Source organism: Saccharopolyspora gregorii (assembly GCF_024734405.1).
GTDB lineage: Bacteria > Actinomycetota > Actinomycetes > Mycobacteriales > Pseudonocardiaceae > Saccharopolyspora_C > Saccharopolyspora_C gregorii.
Genome location: NZ_CP059556.1, coordinates 2492362 through 2509393 on the forward strand (window position 1 = coordinate 2492362; position 17032 = coordinate 2509393).

At 73.1% G+C, this 17032-nt stretch carries 14 protein-coding genes and 1 pseudogene; 10 read left to right on the forward strand and 5 right to left on the reverse strand.

All coding sequences use genetic code 11. From position 1 onward, the window contains the following. Positions 1-49 precede the first annotated feature (49 nt). Positions 50-1912, forward strand: a complete 1863-nt coding sequence (gene asnB / locus H1226_RS10750; protein ID WP_258348859.1) for an asparagine synthase (glutamine-hydrolyzing) — start codon at positions 50-52, stop codon at positions 1910-1912. A 34-nt stretch (positions 1913-1946) separates the two neighbouring features. Here asnB and H1226_RS10755 read toward each other — a convergent pair whose 3' ends face one another. Continuing rightward, the gene (locus tag H1226_RS10755) at positions 1947-2216 is read right to left on the reverse strand and encodes a helix-turn-helix transcriptional regulator (protein ID WP_224961544.1); all 270 of its coding nucleotides are present in this window, start codon (positions 2214-2216) and stop codon (positions 1947-1949) included. An 86-nt stretch (positions 2217-2302) separates the two neighbouring features. On the opposite strand from H1226_RS10755, the gene map reads away from it, so the two are divergent. Beyond that, positions 2303-3088 (forward strand): type I methionyl aminopeptidase, encoded by a 786-nt coding sequence (gene map, locus H1226_RS10760; protein WP_224961546.1) that lies wholly within the window; start codon positions 2303-2305, stop codon positions 3086-3088. 154 nt (positions 3089-3242) lie between these two features. Here the strand turns inward: map and H1226_RS10765 are convergent, their stop codons facing one another. After that, the gene (locus tag H1226_RS10765; RefSeq protein WP_258348860.1) at positions 3243-4421 is read right to left on the reverse strand and encodes a YbfB/YjiJ family MFS transporter; all 1179 of its coding nucleotides are present in this window, start codon (positions 4419-4421) and stop codon (positions 3243-3245) included. Positions 4422-4567: 146 nt separating this feature from the next. On the opposite strand from H1226_RS10765, the pseudogene H1226_RS28300 reads away from it, so the two are divergent. Both H1226_RS28300 and H1226_RS10775 read left to right on the forward strand, forming a co-directional pair. Then, positions 4568-4657 (forward strand): annotated as a pseudogene (locus H1226_RS28300) (helix-turn-helix domain-containing protein); the annotation flags it as partial. 292 nt (positions 4658-4949) lie between these two features. Further along, complete coding sequence (locus H1226_RS10775) at positions 4950-5372, forward strand: LysR substrate-binding domain-containing protein (RefSeq protein WP_373690074.1); 423 nt, start codon at positions 4950-4952, stop codon at positions 5370-5372. A 113-nt stretch (positions 5373-5485) separates the two neighbouring features. Here H1226_RS10775 and H1226_RS10780 read toward each other — a convergent pair whose 3' ends face one another. Both H1226_RS10780 and H1226_RS10785 read right to left on the reverse strand, forming a co-directional pair. Beyond that, positions 5486-6493, reverse strand: a complete 1008-nt coding sequence (locus H1226_RS10780; RefSeq protein ID WP_258348861.1) for a 1-aminocyclopropane-1-carboxylate deaminase — start codon at positions 6491-6493, stop codon at positions 5486-5488. A 270-nt stretch (positions 6494-6763) separates the two neighbouring features. Next, positions 6764-7639, reverse strand: coding sequence for an alpha/beta fold hydrolase (locus H1226_RS10785; RefSeq protein WP_258348862.1), 876 nt, complete (start codon positions 7637-7639; stop codon positions 6764-6766). A gap of 97 nt (positions 7640-7736) precedes the next feature. On the opposite strand from H1226_RS10785, the gene H1226_RS10790 reads away from it, so the two are divergent. Further along, positions 7737-8243, forward strand: a complete 507-nt coding sequence (locus H1226_RS10790; RefSeq protein ID WP_258348863.1) for a CGNR zinc finger domain-containing protein — start codon at positions 7737-7739, stop codon at positions 8241-8243. A gap of 3 nt (positions 8244-8246) precedes the next feature. On the opposite strand, the gene H1226_RS10795 is transcribed toward H1226_RS10790, so the two are convergent. Then, positions 8247-9401, reverse strand: coding sequence for an MFS transporter (locus tag H1226_RS10795; protein WP_258348864.1), 1155 nt, complete (start codon positions 9399-9401; stop codon positions 8247-8249). A 1100-nt stretch (positions 9402-10501) separates the two neighbouring features. On the opposite strand from H1226_RS10795, the gene H1226_RS10800 reads away from it, so the two are divergent. The 5 genes from H1226_RS10800 (at position 10502) to H1226_RS10815 (ending at position 16967) form a co-directional block, all read left to right on the forward strand. Beyond that, on the forward strand, positions 10502-11794 hold the full coding sequence (locus tag H1226_RS10800) for an aldehyde dehydrogenase family protein (RefSeq protein ID WP_309148816.1): 1293 nt from the start codon (positions 10502-10504) through the stop codon (positions 11792-11794). Then, positions 11791-11985: a hypothetical protein gene (locus H1226_RS28125; RefSeq protein ID WP_309148802.1), complete on the forward strand. Its 195-nt coding sequence runs from the start codon at positions 11791-11793 to the stop codon at positions 11983-11985. The genes H1226_RS10800 and H1226_RS28125 overlap by 4 nt, the downstream gene beginning before the upstream one ends. A 417-nt stretch (positions 11986-12402) precedes the next feature. Continuing rightward, positions 12403-12915, forward strand: coding sequence for a hypothetical protein (locus tag H1226_RS10805; RefSeq protein ID WP_258348865.1), 513 nt, complete (start codon positions 12403-12405; stop codon positions 12913-12915). A 1131-nt stretch (positions 12916-14046) separates the two neighbouring features. Continuing rightward, positions 14047-15543 (forward strand): MFS transporter, encoded by a 1497-nt coding sequence (locus H1226_RS10810; RefSeq protein ID WP_258348866.1) that lies wholly within the window; start codon positions 14047-14049, stop codon positions 15541-15543. A gap of 242 nt (positions 15544-15785) precedes the next feature. Continuing rightward, positions 15786-16967 (forward strand): zinc-dependent alcohol dehydrogenase, encoded by a 1182-nt coding sequence (locus H1226_RS10815; RefSeq protein ID WP_258348867.1) that lies wholly within the window; start codon positions 15786-15788, stop codon positions 16965-16967. Positions 16968-17032: the final 65 nt, after the last annotated feature.

A 17032-nucleotide genomic window follows, 5' to 3' on the forward strand; every position in this document is an offset into this window, starting at 1 on the left:
AACTGTAGTAGTTTCGCGGCCGCACTGGCAGGAACGAGAGGAACACGCGATGTCCGGAATCGCCGGTTGGGTCGACTTCGACCGCGACCTCCGCGGCGAAGGGGCCGCGGTGCGCGCCATGGGCGAGGCGCTGCGCCACCGCGGCCCCGACGGCGGGGACGTGTGGCTCGACGCGGACGCGGGTCTGGCGCACCGCAGGCTGGCGGTGCTCGACCCGCAGCACGGGCGGCAGCCGATGGTCCTCGACGAGGACGGGCGCAGCACCGCCGTGATCAGCTTCAACGGCGCCGTCTACAACCACGCCGAACTCCGCGCCGAACTGCGCGGCCGCGGCCACCGCTTCGGCACCGGCACCGACGCCGAAGTGGTGCTGCACGCCTACGCGGAATGGGGCGAGTCCTTCGCCGAACGCCTCGACGGCATGTTCGGCCTCGCCGTCTGGGACCCGGCGCGCCGCAGCCTGCTGCTGGTCCGGGACCGCGCCGGGATCAAACCGATCTACTACCACCCGACGCCGAGCGGGGTGCTGTTCGGTTCCGAACCGAAGGCGCTGCTGACCCACCCGCTCGTCGAACCCGTGGTGGACGTCGACGGCCTGCGCGAACTGCTGGCCTTCGTCAAGACCCCGCGCACCGCGAGCTACCGCGGCGTCTACGAGGTCGAACCGGCCGAGATCGTGCGGATCAGCCCCGAGGGCACCACGACCCGCCGCTACTGGCAGCTGGCCGCCCGCGAGCACACCGACGACCACGACACCACCGTCGCCACCGTGCGGCGGCTGCTGGGCGGAGCGGTCGAGCGCCAGCTCACCTCCGACGTCGGATGCGGCACGCTGCTGTCCGGCGGGTTGGACTCCAGCGCGATCACCGCGCTCACCGGACGAGCCCTCGCCGAGCGGGGCGACGGTCCGGTCCGATCGTTCGCGGTGGACTTCACCGGGCAGGCCGAGAACTTCACCGCCGAGGTCGGCCGCGGCTCACCGGACCGGCCGTTCGCGGAGGAGCTGGCCCGGCACGTCGGTGCCGACCACCGCACGCTCACCTTCTCCCCGGACGAACTGGCCGATCCCGGGCACCGGCTCACCTGCCTGCGCGCCTACGACCTGCCGCTGTTCATGGGCGACATGGACGTCTCGATCCACCGGTTGTTCGCCGGCGTCCGGCAGCACACGCCGGTGGTGCTGTCCGGGGAGGCGGCCGACGAGCTGTTCGCCGGATACCGCTGGTTCCACGACGAAGCGCTGCGGGATGCGGACACGTACCCGTGGCTCGCCGACGCCGAGCACACCTTCGCCGGGGAGGGCACCGCGGACACCACGTTGCTGTCCCCGGAGCTGTGGAAGCTGCTGGACCTGCCCGGCTACCGCCGCGAGCGCTACCGCGAGGCCCTGGCCGAAGTGCCGCGGCTGGACGGGGAGCCGGCCGCCGACGCGCGGATGCGCGAGCTCACCTACCTCAACCTGAGCCGGTTCGGCCGTCTGCTGCTGGACCGCGTCGACCGGATGAGCATGGCCGCCGGGGTCGAGGTCCGCGTCCCGTTCTGCGACCACCGGCTGGTCGAGTACGTGTTCAACGCCCCGTGGGCCGCCAAGATCGCGGGCGGGCAGGAGAAGGGCCTGCTGCGCGCCGCCACCCGCGACCTGCTGCCCGACTCCATCTTCGGGCGGAAGAAGGCGCACTACCCGGCCACCCAGGACACCGAGTACGAGCGGGCGGTGCAACGCGAACTCGCCGATCTGCTCGACGACTCGGACTCCCCGGTCGGCCCGCTGCTGGACGAGCGGCGCGCCCGGGAGCGGCTGGCGAGCGATCCGGGGGAGAACAGCGTGAACTTCCGCCGCCGGGACATGGAGAACGTGATCCAGCTGGATCGCTGGCTGCGCGACTACGACGTGCGCCTGGAGCTGGGGTAGTCCCGTTGGGCGCTCTTCCGGGGCGCCGGGCCGGCTAGCCGGCGGCTTCGAGGGGCTGGTCGGCGCCGCGCCAGGTGGCGGCCAGCTCCTCCACCGGCAGGTCGAGGGCCTCGCCGAGGCAGATGATCGTGCCGAAGCCGGGGGAGGGCAGCCTGCCGGTCTCGATCTTGCGCAGCGTCTCCGGTGAGATGCCCGCCGCCTGCGCGACCTCCACCAGGTCCCGGTCGGCTCGCGCCTGGCGCAGCAGGGACCCGAGGCGCCTGCCTGCTTCGATCTGCTGGGGTGTGAGCGGTTGGCGGACCATGCGACCAGGATAGGGTTGGTATTACTATACCGTCCAGTGCTAGCGTTCCCGGTATAACTATACCGACCACCCCTGATGAGGTTTCCTTGATCGAGTTGAAGACGTCCGCGGAGATCGAACGCATGCACGTGACCGGCCGCTTCGTGGCCGAAGTGCTCTCCGAGATCGGCCGGATCGCCGACGTGGGCGTCAACCTGATGGACCTGGAGCACCACGCGCGCGGCATGATCGAGAAGCGCGGCGCGGAATCCTGCTACTGGGACTACGCGCCGTCCTTCGGCAAGGGCCCGTTCCGCAACGTCATCTGCCTGGCGGTCAACGACGCGGTGCTGCACGGGAAACCGCACGACTACACCCTGCGCGACGGCGACGTGCTCACCGCCGACCTCGCGGTCAAGATCGACGGCTGGGCCGCGGACTCGGCGCGCACCGTCATCGTCGGCACGCCCGCCGCGGAGGACCAGCGGATCATCCGCGCCACCGAGGAAGCGCTGGAGGCGGCGATCGAGGCCGCGCGCCCCGGCAACCGCATCGGGGACATCTCGGCGGCGATCTACGCGGTCGCCTGCGACTACGGCTACCCGGTCAACACCGAGTTCGGCGGGCACGGCATCGGCCGCACCATGCACGAGGAGCTGCACGTCGCCAACCGGGGCCGCGCCGGGCGCGGGCTGAAGCTGCGCACCGGGCTGACCCTCGCGCTGGAGCCGTGGTTCGCGCGCACCACCGACCAGATCATCTACGACGAGGACGGCTGGACGATCCGCTCCGCCGACGGCTCCCGCACCGCGCACTCCGAGCACACCGTCGCCATCACCGAGGACGGTCCGAAGGTGCTCACCCGCCGGGAGGCCGAACTCGCCGCCGCCTGATCGCGCACCGCCCGTCCCTCCACTTCTGCTCGTGCGGGGGTGGCGGAAGCCGCTGGTGGTCGGGCTGGGTGGATGGTCGGCGGCTCAGCGGAAGAACTCACCGAGCGGGTTCGCAGGCAGGCGGTCGGGTGGACGGCCCCCGCCGACGGGCCGTTCACCGGGGCGCGATCGCCGGGCGCGGGGACGCGAGCGGGTAGCGGAAGCGGACCGCCGCGGCCGCGGCCGCCGCCGCCAGCACGATCGCCCCGGCCAGCAGCAGCACCCGGTCGTAGCCGCCGCTCAGCAGCGGCGCGGTCAGCAGCGGCCCGAGGATCTGGCCCGCGCTGTAACCGGCGGTCAGCATCGCCACCGCCCGCGGGACCGCCAGGTCCCGCCCGACGGCGAGCGCGAGGTTGCTGATCCCCATGAACGTCGCGCCGAACAACGCGGCCGACACCAGCGCGGGAACGGCGCCGCCGAGCAGCGCGGGCAGCGCGATCCCGGCGGACTGCACCAGCAGCGCGGTGAGCAGCAGCGCGGGTCTGCTCCAACGCAGGGACAACCGGGCCCACACCGCGCACGAGGGCAGCGCGGCGAGCCCGACCAGCACCCAGGCCCCGCTGCCGAGCGCGCCCGGCGCGGTCCGCTCGATCGCCGCGACCAGGAACGTCCCGGCGATGATGTACCCGACGCCCTCCAGCGCGTATCCGGCCAGCAGCGGCGCGAACCACCGGTGCGCGCGCGGGACGGCGGGCTCCGCCGCCACCGCTCCCGGCCGTGTTCCGGGAACAAGCCGCCACGCGAACGCGCTGAGCAGCGCCGCGAGCAGCGCGCAGGCCCACCACGCCTCCCGCCAGCCGCCCGCGGTGCGCAGCGCCAGCACCAGCAGCCCGGACGCGGCGATCCCGCCGCCGACGCCGCCGAACACCCAGCCGGTCCAGTGCTGCGCGTGCCCGCTCAGCCGGGACAGCGCCGTGCTCACCGCGATCATGAAGATGAGCGCGCTGGCGACGCCCGCCACCAGCCGCAGCGCCGACCACGCGGCTGCACCGGTCAGCACCGGCATCAGCGCCAGGCTCGCCACCAGCGCGAGCAGCGATCCGCGCAGCACCGCCGTCGAGCGCACCACGCCGGGCGCGGCGATCCCGACCAGCGCACCGGCGAGGTAACCGGCGTAGTTGACCGTGGCCAGCGAGGCGCCGAGCCCGGCGGACAGGCCGGTCTGGGCCTGCATCAGCGGCAGGACCGGGGTGAAGGCGAACCGGCCGACCCCCATCGCCGCGGCCAGCGCGGCTGCCGAGCCGACGACGACGGGAAGGGGAGAACCGGTGCGTTCGGAGGTGTCGAGGTTCATGGTGCGCTCGACGCTAAGCGGGCCGGGATCTCCTTGTGGAATGCCGATCGGGCTGGTTGCATGCCTGCCGGGCATGGCGCGAGGTGGAGCGGGGTGCGGTGCTGGTGGACGTGGAGCTGCGGCACCTGCGGGCGTTCGTCGCGGTGGTGCGGCGCGGCTCGTTCTCCCGCGCCGCCGAGGACCTGCTGATCACCCAGCCCGCGTTGAGCCGCACCGTCGCGCAGCTGGAGAAGGTCCTCGGCGTGGAGCTGGTCGACCGCTCCGCCGGGCAGGTCGGGCCCACCGCGGCGGGCCGGGAGTTCCTCGGCCACGCCGAGCAGGTCCTGGCCGCGCTGGGGCGCGGTGTCGCGGCGGTGCGCGCGGGCCGCACGGTCCGGCTCGGGTTCAGCTGGCTGCTGCCGGACCCGTGGGCGCAGCGCGCGATGACCCGCTTCGAACGCGCCACCGGTGCCTCGGTCCAGCTGGTGCGCTGCGACGATCCGCTGCGCGAGCTGGGCGGGGGAGCGGTGGACGTCGCCGTCGTCCGCGGTGCGCCCCGGGACGCCCCGCCGGGGTCGCGGGCCGTGCACCTGCACGACGAAGCGCGGGTCGCGGTGTGCGCGGCGCAGCGCCCTGCCGAGCAGCGGGCTCGACTGGTCGGAGGTCCCGTCCTGGCCGCTGGTCGTCAACGTCCGCAGCGGCACCACCGGACCGTGGTCGTTCCCGGCGGGGCGGCGGCCGGAACGCGTCGTGGAGACCGGGAACTTCGACGAATGGCTCGAATCGGTCGCCGCGGATCGCGGCATCGGCGTCGTCCCGGACGTCGCGCGCCGCCGCACCCACCACCCGGCGGTGCGGTTCGTGCCGCTCACCGGGGCCCCGCCGAGCGCGGTGCACCTCGTGCACCCGGGCCGTCCGAACGACCTGGTGCGCGGGTTCCTCGACGCGGCCACCGCGGTCGCCGAGCCTTGATCCGTCCACTTCGGATTGTGCTTGAGCTGCCCGCCCCGCCACCCGTTCCGCGTGCCGCCGTGCGCGTCGCGGGTGAACGGCCCAGGTGGGGGTGGGCCGTTCACCCGCGACGGTCAGGCGAAGGCGCCCGCGTAGGCGTTGAGCGCGGGCTGGCCGCCGAGGTGGGCGTAGAGGACGTTGGAGTCGCCGCCGATCTCCCCGTCGCGGACCAGGTCGATCAGCCCGGCCATGGACTTCCCCTCGTACACCGGGTCGATGATCATCCCTTCGAGGCTGCCGCTGAGCCGGATCGCGTCGAGCGTCGACCGCACCGGGATGCCGTAGCGATCCCCCGCCCAGCCTTCGAGCACGGTGATCTCGTCCTCGCGCAGCTCGCGGCCGAGGCCGATCAGCTCGGCGGTGTGCCGCGCGATCCGCTCGACCTGCGCGCGGGTCTTGTCCAGCGTCGCGGAGGCGTCGATGCCGAGGACGCGCCGCGGCCGGTCCTGCCCGGCGAACCCGGCGATCATGCCGGCGTGGGTGGATCCGGTGACGGTGCAGACGACGATGGTGTCGAAGAAGACCCCGAGCTGCTCCTCCTGCTGCGCGACCTCCTCGGCCCAGCCCGCGAAGCCGAGCCCGCCGAGCGGGTGCTCCGACGCGCCGGCCGGGATGCCGTAGGGGGTGCCGCCCGCGGCCCGCACCTCGTCCATCGCCTCCTCCCAGGACTCGCGGATGCCGATGTCGAACCCGGCCGGGTCCAGCCGCACGTCGGCACCCATGATCCGGGACAGCAGGATGTTGCCGACCTTGTCGTTGACCGCGTCCGGCCAGTCCACCCACTTCTCCTGCACGAGCCGCGCCCCGAGTCCGAGCTTCGCGGCGACCGCGGCGACCTGGCGGGTGTGGTTGGACTGGTAGCCGCCGATGGACACCAGCGTGTCGGCGCCGGAGGCGAGCACGTCCGGGACGATGTACTCCAGCTTGCGGGTCTTGTTGCCGCCGTAGGCGAGCCCGGAGTTGCAGTCCTCCCGCTTCGCCCAGATCCGCGCCCCGCCCAGGTGGGTGGTGAGCCGGTCCAGCGGGTGGATCGGACTGGGCCCGAACAGCAGCGGGTAGCGGGGGAAATCGGCCAGCGGCATGACGTCTCCTAGATCTCGATCGCCCGGGGGCGTTGATCGCCCGCCAGATCGTGCGGGTCGCCCCGGCCGCGCGCCACCCCCGTCCCGCGCATCGGGACCGCCGCACCCACTCGCGGCGCGCTGACCAGCGTCGAGAACCTGCAAGCGCGCCGCGGATCACACCGCCACACCGATCACGCGACCGCGGTGCCGCGCCTCTTGCCGGACTCATCGGACGCCCGCGGGGAGCCTGCTCGGGATGGTCTCGAAGCCGTGCGGGCGGACCGCTCATCACGCGGCCGCGAGGAGCGTGCGGGCGAGGAAGTCGCGGATGAGGTCGGTGGCGGTGTCGAGGTGGCTTTCGAGGGCGAAGTGCCCCGCGTCGAGCAGGTGGATCTCGGCGTCGGGCAGGTCCTCGGCGAAGGCGCGGGCGCCGTCCGACCCGAAGATCTCGTCGTTGCCGCCCCACACCGCGAGCAGCGGCACCCGGCTGTCCCGGAAGTACTCGTGCACCCGCGGGTAGAGCGCCACGTTGCTCGGGTAGTCGCGGAACAGCCGCAGCTGCACCGCGTCGTTGCCGGGCCGCGAGAGGAGGGCGTGGTCGTGGTGCCAGGTGTCCGGGCTGACCAGGCTGGGGTCCGGGACGCCGTGCAGGTACTGCCACCGGATCGCCTCGATGCCGAGGGCGCCGCGCACGGCCTGCTCGTTCTCCGGCGCGGGATCGGCGGCGTAGTCCCAGATCGGCGCCCAGAACTCGGGGACGAAACCGGCTTCGTAGGCGTTGCCGTTCTGGCTGATGATCGCGGTGATCCGCTCGGGGCGGCGCAGCGCGAGCCGCCAGCCGACGGGGGCGCCGTAGTCCTGCACGAGGATGGCGCACTCCCGCACGTCCAACCGGTCGAGCAGCTGCTCGGTGATCGTGGTGAGCGCGTCGAAGCCGTAGTCGAACTCGTCGGCGGGCGGCGCGTCGGACCGCCCGAAGCCGAGGTGGTCGGGGGCGAGGACGTGGTAGCGGTCGGCGAGCGCCGGGATGAGCCCGCGGAACATGTGCGAGCTGGTCGGGTAGCCGTGCAGCAGCAGCACGGTCGGGTGCTCGCGGGAGCCGGCTTCGCGGTAGAAGACCTGGTGACCGTCGATGGTCGCGGTCCGGTGGTGCACAGCAGGCATCGTAACCCCATGAGTTGGCTTTTACTGGTTAGGTGCGGAACGCTAGAGCGCGTCCTGCTAACCTGTCAACAGGTGACGATGCGGTTAGGTTGGTGTGATGGTCGACGACGTGGAACTGCTGCTGGCGCTGCTCAACAGCAGGCCGGTGCTCGACGGAACCGAACGGGACGAGCTCGCCACCGACGACGCCGGGCGGGCGTGGGCCGCCGCGCACGGCGGCACCGGTGGCGCCGGAGAGCTGCGGCTGCTGCGGCAGGTCCGGGACGGGCTCACCGACGTCGCGCTCGGCCGGCGACCGCTCTCCGCGCTCGCCGGAGCGCTCGACGGGGTCCACCGGCGTCCGGTGCTCGACGACGACGGCCTGAGCTGGGAGCTCGCCGCCGCTGACGACGTGCTGCTCCCGGCTCGGGCCGTGCTGGCGTGGGCCTGGGTCGCGGAGAACCTGCCCGGGCGGTTGCGGCCCTGCGGCAACGACGAGTGCCGGCTGTTCCTGCTCGACCGCAGCAAGGCGAACAGGGCCCGCTGGTGCTCGATGGCCACCTGCGGCAACCGGATGAAGGCCCGGCGGCACTACGAGCGCACGCGGAAGTCCACTTCGGACTGATCGTCACGAGCTCGTCGTCGCGTGCTGGTCCACCTGGTCGCGGGACCTCCGGCGGGACCGGAACGCCGTCGTGGCCAGCGACGCGAACAGCGCGAGCGCGGCGAACCCGGTCAGCACCGCCGGGATCGACCAGGGCGCCGCCGGGTCCGCGGAGGCCCCGACCAGCCACGGGTGCGTGACGTTCGCGGCCATGCACCCGGTCAGCAGGATCGAGTTGGCCAGCTGCGCGCGGTGGGTGACGGTACCCAGCCAGGCCAGCGTCGTGGGCAGCACCGGACCCAGCGCGAACCCGGCCGCCGCGTAGCACAGCACCGGCGCCGAGCCGGAAGCCGCGAGCGAGAACATCGCGACGGACACCGCGAGCGAGGTGCGGATCAGCAGGGCCGGGTGCAGGTTCTTCGCCGCCAGCGGGATGATCACCCGCCCCGCGGTCAGCCCCGCCCAGAACAGCGCCGTGGACCGCGCCGCCGCGTCCGGGTCCATCCCGGACCAGGTGAGGTGCGTGCTCGCCCACGCGCCGACCGCGGTCTCCAGCCCGTTGTAGCAGACCCCGACGATCACGAACGGTGCCGAGACCGCCAGCACGGTCCGGATCGAGCTCCACCCGGCGCCGGAGCCGGTCCCGGGTTCGCGCCGCCGCGCCGCGCAGCACCCGGCCGCCGCCCAGCAGCACGCCGTGACCACGGCGATCGCCACCAGCGTCCACCGCACGTCGACCGCCGCGGTGGCCGCCGTCGCGAGCGGGCCGATGATCGCGCCGATGCCGAACGCCGCCTGCAAGAGGTTGATCATCAGCACGTTGTGCTTGCCGAACGCGCTCGCGAACGTGGTGTTGAGGTAGAGCGCGATCCCGCCGTAGCCGAACCCGGCGATGATGATCGCGGTGACGAACAGCGCCCAGCTCGGTGCCACGCCGGCCCCGCCCAGCCCGCCGGCGAACAGCACCAGCAGGCCGAGCACGGTGGGTCTGGGCGGGAGCCGCCGATCGGCCAGGCCGCATCCGAGGGTGGAGAACAGCGCGCCGACGTTGAACGCGACGATCGCGAACCCGCTGGCGGCGACGCCGATGTCGTACCGCTCGCGCAGGAACGGCAGCGCGGCTCCCAACGCGGCGACCGCCGCACCCAGGGCCACTATGAGCGCGAAGCCCGCTATCACGCCGCCGATGCTGGGCCGCCCGCCGACGTGGGCGCGGGCGTCGACGGATCCTCGCCCGGGGCCGCTCATCGGTCGGCGCCGAACGCGTCGAGCGGGCCGCGGACCGCCGAGGGAAAGGGGAATTCGTCGATGGGCACCGTCGACCTCCTCCGGAACCGGTGATGTCGCGCTTGTGCAACTCGGCATCGCGCGCTGTGGAGTTCGGAGGCTAGCTCAGGTGAATCGGTGCGCGGGATCGCCCGGCGGAGTGGATCTAGCGTGCGATTCGTTGAGATCGTCCGGCTGAATTCGTGTTATCTCAGCAGTATTCGGATGTGGCGGGGAGGTCTGCGAAAAATTGTCGTTGCGGTGGCAAGGGTTGCGTTCGTCGGCAGGTTTGACCAGCTAGTACTGGTACCACGCGGGTGGGCGTCCCTTTCGGTGGGCCGACTGCCGCGTTTCCGGTCGTGGCTCGGCCCGGTGTTCTCCGGGGGCGCATTCGGTATTCCCGCCGCGGCCGGAGGGACCGTTCTCGGTGTTTCCGGAGACCGGAGGAGCTGCTTTTTCGGAATGTGGTAGGAGGGTGCGCCGAATTCGCGGGACGCGCGATTCCGCCGAACTGCGAGGAATGCGGCCGCGCTGTGGTCCTCCGCGGTCTCGCCGGGTGGGGACCGCGTACCGGGGTGTCGGGAGGCGCGGGCTCGTCCGGGGTGCCGTCACCTGAGGTGGCGCCTCGGCAACGGAGCGTCCGGATAGCGGTCGCCCTGTTCACATGACGAGTTCTGCGCGGCGTGCGGGGGTCGCGCTCCGCTCAGCGCTGTCCAGCGATGACAGCGGAATCGTGGCCCTGGCGGAGTATTGACACCCCGAGTCGGCGACGTCCAGACTGGCCCACATTGTGATCACAATGTGAACTAGTCATCCACTTAGTGCACGTCACCGATGCGACAACCATCCCGAGCGCACCGCCGCGGTGCCGGAGGTTCCGGGCGCGGCCCGAGCTCCGCGGCCCGGCTCGCCGCGGTGAGCCGCGCGAGCCGGCGCCGCACCTACGCCCGCGCCCGTCCCGCGGCGCCCGCGCACCCCTTCCCCGAACGAGAGGACGCCCCCCAGTGAGCACGATGGACACCCCGGTCCGCGGCGCGGTCGAGCAGGACCTCGACCGCACGCTCGCGGCCGCCGCTGCCGCGGCCCCCGCCTGGGCGCGGCGCACCCCTGCCGAGCGCGCGGACGCGCTCACCGCCGTCGCCGACGCGCTCGATGCCGCGGCCGGGTCGCTGGTGCCCGTGGCGGTCGCGGAGTCGGGCCTGCCGGAGGGGCGGCTCACCGGCGAGGTCACCCGCACCACGGTGCAGCTGCGGATGTTCGCCGACCTGCTGCGGGACGGCTCCTACCTGCGGATCCGGTTCGACCACGAGGACCCGGACTTCGCGCTCGAGCACCGCCCGGACCTGCGGCGGGTGCTGCTGCCGATCGGGCCGGTGCTGGTGTTCGCCGCGAGCAACTTCCCGTTCGCGTTCTCGGTGGCAGGTGGGGACACCGCTTCCGCGCTCGCCGCGGGCTGCCCGGTCGTGCTCAAGGCGCACCCCGGGCACCCGGAGACCTCGCTGCGCACCGCGGAGGTCGTGCGCGACGCGCTCCGGTCGGCGGGCGCGCCGGACGGCACCTTCGCGCTGATCACCGGGATCGAGGACGGCCGGCGCGCCCTGGAGGACCCGCGGATCAAGGCGGCCGCGTTCACCGGATCCGTGGCGGGCGGCCGGGCGCTGTTCGACGTCGCCGCGGCCCGGCCGAACCCCGTCCCGTTCTTCGGCGAGCTCGGCAGCATCAACCCCGTCGTCGTCACCGAGGAGGCGGAGCGCGAGCGCGGCGCGGACATCGCCCGCGGCTTCACCTCCTCGTTCACGCTCGGCGCCGGGCAGTTCTGCACCAAGCCGGGAATCCTGCTGGTGCCCGCCGGTTCCGGGCTCCCCGCCCGCATCGCCGAGCTGGCCGCGGAGGTCCCGGCGGCCCGGATGCTCACCACGAAGATCGCGGACGGCTACCGGGCGCGGCTCGACGAGGTCGCCGCGCTCGACGGGGTCGAGGTGCTGGTACGCGGTGCGGAGCAGCGCACCGAGTCCGGGGTGCCCGCGTTCGCGCCCGCGCTCGTGCACGCCGGTTCCGCGTCGACCCTGCTCGACGGGGCGCTGCTGGAGGAGACGTTCGGGCCGACCGCCGTCATCGCCGAGTACGCCTCCGCCGAGGAGCTGCGGCAGGTGCTGGCCGCGATCGACGGAAGCCTCACCGCCACCGTCCAGACCTCCGGCGATCCCGGGCCCGCCGAACGGGACCGGCTGCTCCCCTCGTCGAGCTCGTCGCGGACCGCGCCGGGCGGGTCGTGTTCGACCAGTGGCCGACCGGGGTGGCGGTGACGGCCGCGCAGCAGCACGGCGGCCCGTACCCGGCGACGACCGCCCCGTCGCACACCTCGGTGGGCACCGCGGCGATCGACCGGTTCCTGCGCCCGGTCACCTTCCAGAACGCCCCCGACTCCCTGCTGCCACCGCTGCTGCAGGCGGCGAATCCGCTGGGCGTCCCCCGTTCCGGGGAGGACGCGGGCTGAACCTGCGCCACGACGACCGGTGCGAGCGCGGGGAAGGGGCCGCGCGGAACGGGAGCGCACCGGTTCGCGGCGGGAGCGGGAGCGGGGACGTGCCCGCTCCCGCTCGGACGAGCGAGGAGGAACCGGATCGTGCTGCCGACGACGATGCGCGCCGTGCACCGCACCGGCCACGGCGGGGTGGAGGTGCTCGACACCGGACCGACGTACCGGTGACCCGGCCCGGCCGGGGGAGGTGCTGATCCGGCTCGCCGCGGCGGGCGTGACCGACCCGGACGTCAACACGCGGATCGGGACGTGCTCGGCGCGCCGATCGCGGCCTGGGGCGGCTGAGCCCGGGAACCGCCGGTGCGGCGCCCGGCCCGACGGGCCTGTCGGTGCGTCGTGGGACTCTCGGCTCCGAGGTGGAGGAGGGATGCCGTGTCGGAGCGGGCGCTGCGGATCTCGGGCGTGGCAGGAGTGTCCCACCACCAGTTCTTCCTGTTCGACGCGCGTACCGGCATCGAGGACGTGCGGCGGCCGTCTTGGCGCGAGGGCGCCGGCCTCGCGGCCGCGGAGCCCGGGTTGCTGGCGCTGTGCACGGGTATCCACACCGGATCGATCGCCTTGGCGGTGGAGCTCTGGGACGGCGCCCCGCCGCACGAACCCGGCTGGGAGGACGTGGTGGAGGTTCCGCTGCGCGTGTCGCCGGGCGAGCTGCGGGTGGGCCTGCTGCTGGAGGAGCCCCCGCCCGAGCTGCGGGCGCCGCTGCCGATCGGAGGCCCGCGGTGCCGCGCCCGCGTGCACGCCACCGGCCGGGACGTGGCCTACGACGGCGTCGCGTTCGAGCCGGTCGAGGAGCACCTGGTGCAGCTGTGGGAGACCGAGGTCGAGGACCCGATCCGCGTGCTGCGGGCGACGAGCGGCTGCGCGACCCGGCGGCTGGTGCGGTGAGCGGACCGCCGGTGCGCGGGACGATCGCTGACCGCCGCCCGGCCCGGGCGTGGTCACGAACGCGCGGTGACGAGTGGATCCGGTGAGCGGGCACGCCTGCCGGCCTTGACGCGTGGAGTTGGTCCGCGCGCGGCGTGCTCGGGCTTTCCCCGAGCGAGCCGGCCAGTGGGGCATCGGCTCGAACAACCGCATGCTGCTCCACCACTTCGGTTCGCTGGACGCGCTGCTCGGCCCGGTGATCGACGAGAGCTCGGCGGCAAGGCCCCGGTGGTGGTGTTCGAGGCGCCGACCTGGCCGCCGTCGCGGAAACGCCGCGCACCGCGTCGTTCTGGAACTCCGGGCAGGAGTGCGGTGCCGCGTGCTGGTGCACGAATCGGTGGCGGCGGAGCTCGCCGGGCACCTCGTGCGCGAGGCCGCGACGCTCGCCACCGGTGAGCCCGCGCTGGACGCCGCGGAACTGGGCCCGCTGGTGTCCCAAGGCGCACTTCGACCGGGTGCGCGGCTACCTGGAGCGCGCAGCGGGACGGGGCACGCGCCGCGCTCGGCGGCGAACCTCGGGGGTCTCCTCGCCGCGGGACCGTTCGCGCCGGTGGCTCCGCCACGGCCCGGAACGCCGTCCGCACGGGGAGAACGCCGAGGCACCCGCGGCGCGGCCGGTCGGGTCACCGGTGCGGAGGGGATGAAATCGCTCTGCTGGGGAGGAATCGGGCACCACCGTGCTCGCCGGTGGGGGATTTCCCGTGCGTGGCGGGGAATTCTGCCGTCCGCGGTACCGCCACCTGGTCCAATGACCGATGGCCGGGGCGTGGCGGGTGGTCGGCGCGGCGTGCTTCATGGCAGGAATCTGCCTGCGCCGCAACGGTTTTCTCGCTTCGGGTGCATCCGCGGGTCGTCGGCCGCCGCGGCGATTTCCCCGGGGTTCTCTCTCCGATGCGCACCGTCGACCGCCGAAAGGGTTGACTACCCCGCGCGACTCTGCCAAGTTTTCGGTCGCTGCGTTCGAAATATGAACACAGGTGGAGGTGTTGTCCTTCGAGGACGGCTCGCCGCCGCGGCCGTCCACCGACGCTCGCGATCGCGTTTCCGAGCCGTGCCACGTCGAATCACGCCGACCGCCGGAGAGGGACGACGTTGTCCGAACCCAGGAGTGGCCGCCCGTCCGCGGGCGCGCGCAGGATCCGCGAAGAGGACTGCCTCGTCGTCGACAGACCCGCGCTCGTCCGCGCGCAGCTCGGCGCCGGCGTGGGCAACTTCATCGAGTGGTACGACATCGGGGTCTACGGCTACCTCGCCGTCACCCTGACCCAGGTGTTCACCGCGGGCATGGACGAACGGCTCGGGCTGCTGGTGACGCTGCTCGGGTTCGCCGTGTCGTTCCTGGTGCGACCGCTCGGCGGGATGATCCTCGGGCCGCTCGGGGACCGGATCGGCCGCCGCAAGGTCATGTTCTTCACCATCGCGCTGATGGCGGTGGCCACCACGCTGATCGGCCTGCTGCCGGGCACGGAGCAGATCGGCGCCTGGGCCGTGGTGCTGCTCTACCTGCTGCGCATCGCGCAAGGCTTCTCCACCGGTGGCGAGTACTCCGGTGCGCTCACCTACGTCGCGGAGTTCTCCCCGGACCGGACCCGCGGCTTCTGGACCTCGCTGCTCAACAGCGGTTCGCAGCTCGGCTTCGCCGCGGGCGCCGGTGTGGTCGCCGCGACCTCCGGCATCACCACCCACTTCTGGGGCCAGGACGCCATGGTCAACGGCGGCTGGCGGATCCCGTTCCTGCTGGCGTTCGTCCTCGGCGCCGTCGCGCTGCTGCTGCGCAGCCGCATCGAGGAGTCCCCGAGCTTCGAGGCGGCCAAGGTGAAGACCGCCGAGCAGGCGGCGAACCCGCTGTTCGTGCGGCACAACCTGCCGGGGGTCTTCAAGTTCTACTGGCCGCAGGTCGTGGTCGGGCTCGCCCTGATCGGTGCCGACGGCGCGTCCTCGTACACGTTGACCAGCTACATGCCGACCTACCTCGAAGTCGAGGTCGGCATCGCCACGACGCACACCGCGATCGCCACCGTCGCCGTCCTGCTGCTGCAGGCCGTGCTGCTTCCCGTGTTCGGGCGCATGTCCGACAAGCTCGGGCGCCGTCCCGTGTACCTGATGGCGGCCATCGGCAACCTGGTGCTGCTGCTGCCCGCCTTCGCGCTGATGCGGGTCGGCGCGCCGTGGGCGCTGTACGTCGCGCTGGGTCTCGTGATGATCCCGTCGACGCTGTTCCTGTGCATGAACGCGGCCGTGATGGCCGAGCTGTACCCGACCGCGTCGCGGTACTGCGCCGTCGGGTTCACCCAGAACACGGCGACCTCGCTGTTCGGCGGCACCGTGCCGCTGGTCTCGCAGCTGCTGGTGGAGCTGACCGGCAACACCTACGCGCCCGCGTTCTACGTGATGTTCTTCTCCGCGATCGCGCTCGTCGCGGTGCTGTTCATGCGGGAGTCCGCGGCGCGTCCGCTGCTGGGCTCGGTTCCGGTCGTGGCCAGCGCCGCGGAGGCCCGCGAACTGGTCGAGGGCCAGGACGAGAACGAGCGCCTGGACACCTCGACGATGCTCCTGGCGCCCCCGCCGCCCGTCGAAGAGCGCACCTGAGCCGTGCCGGTTCCGCCGCCGCCGATCCGCGGCGGCGGGCCGGCGCGGCCGGGGCGTGCTGACGGCTAGGGCGTGCTGTCGGCCGGGGCGTGCTGACGGCTAGGACGTGTTGACGGCTAGGACGTGCTGTCGGCCCGGACGCCCTGTCGGCCGGACCCCCGCGTCGGCCCGGGCGCACTGATTGACCGCGGCCGCCGCCGGGTAGGCGAGGGGCGTCGTCCCCGGCGCGCGGAGGTGGTCGTGTGAAGGCGTTGACCTGGCAAGGACCCCGGCAGGTGGAGGTGCGGGACGTTCCCGACCCGCGGCTGGAGGAGCCGACCGACGCGGTCGTGCGCATCACCAGCACCGCGATCTGCGGCTCGGACCTGCACCTCTACGAAGTGCTCACCCCGTTCATGACCCCCGGTGACGTCCTCGGTCACGAGCCGATGGGCGTCGTGGAGGAGGTCGGCTCGGCGGTGGAGCACATCCGGCCGGGAGACCGGGTGGTGGTGCCGTTCAACATCTCCTGCGGGCACTGCTGGATGTGCTCGCGCGGCTGGTACGCGCAGTGCGAGACCACCCAGGTCCGCGACCAGGGCACCGGTGCGCCGCTGTTCGGCTACAGCGAGCTCTACGGCAGCGTCCCCGGCGGGCAGGCCGAGCTGATGCGGGTGCCGCAGGCGCAGTTCGGCCCGATCAAGGTGCCCGAGGGACCGCCGGACGTGCAGTTCCTGTACCTCTCGGACGTGCTGCCGACCGCGTGGCAGGCCGTCGAGTACGCCGACGTCCCGCCGGAGGGCAGCGTCGCGGTGTTCGGGCTCGGCCCGATCGGCCAGCTGTGCTGCCGCATCGCCGCGCACCGCGGGTTCCGCCCGATCGGCGTCGACCTGGTCCCGGAACGGCTGGACATGGCGCGGCGCCGCGGGATCGAGACCGTCGACGCGTCCGAAGTGGACTCCCCGGCGGACCGCATCCGGGAGCTGACCGACGGGCGCGGCACCGACTCGGTGATCGACGCCGTCGGGATGGAGGCGCACGGCTCCCCGGTCGGGGAGCTCGCGCAGAAGATCGCCAGTGCGCTGCCCAGCGGGATCGGCGGGCCGATGATGGAGAAGGCCGGGGTGGACCGCCTCGCCGTCCTGCACCAGTGCATGGACGCGGTGCGCCGCGCGGGCACGATCTCGCTCAGCGGCGTCTACGGCGGCATGGCCGATCCGGTGCCGATGCTGACGCTGTTCGACAAGGGCGTGGCGGTGAAGATGGGGCAGGCGCACGTGAAGCGGTGGATCGACGACCTGATGCCGCTGGTCGGTGACGAGTCCGATCCGCTCGGCGTGCACGACCTGGCGACCCACGACCTGCCGCTGGAGGAGGCCCCGCACGCCTACGAGCTGTTCCAGAAGAAGCAGGACGACGCGATCAAGATCGTGCTGGAACCGTAGCCGCGGGTCCGGATCGGGTTGCGCGCCGCGTCGACCTCATCGGGCGCGACTCGACGCGGCGGTGC

Excerpts from the sequence above, each read along its gene's own strand:
- asnB (WP_258348859.1), top strand. The coding sequence starts at position 50 with ATGTCCGGAATCGCCGGTTGGGTCGACTTCGACCGCGACCTCCGCGGC.
- H1226_RS10755 (WP_224961544.1), bottom strand. The coding sequence starts at position 2,216 with ATGGTCCGCCAACCGCTCACACCCCAGCAGATCGAAGCAGGCAGGCGC.
- H1226_RS10765 (WP_258348860.1), bottom strand. The coding sequence starts at position 4,421 with ATGAACCTCGACACCTCCGAACGCACCGGTTCTCCCCTTCCCGTCGTC.
- H1226_RS10780 (WP_258348861.1), bottom strand. The coding sequence starts at position 6,493 with ATGCCGCTGGCCGATTTCCCCCGCTACCCGCTGCTGTTCGGGCCCAGT.
- H1226_RS10785 (WP_258348862.1), bottom strand. The coding sequence starts at position 7,639 with ATGCCTGCTGTGCACCACCGGACCGCGACCATCGACGGTCACCAGGTC.
- H1226_RS10790 (WP_258348863.1), top strand. The coding sequence starts at position 7,737 with ATGGTCGACGACGTGGAACTGCTGCTGGCGCTGCTCAACAGCAGGCCG.
- H1226_RS10800 (WP_309148816.1), top strand. The coding sequence starts at position 10,502 with ATGGACACCCCGGTCCGCGGCGCGGTCGAGCAGGACCTCGACCGCACG.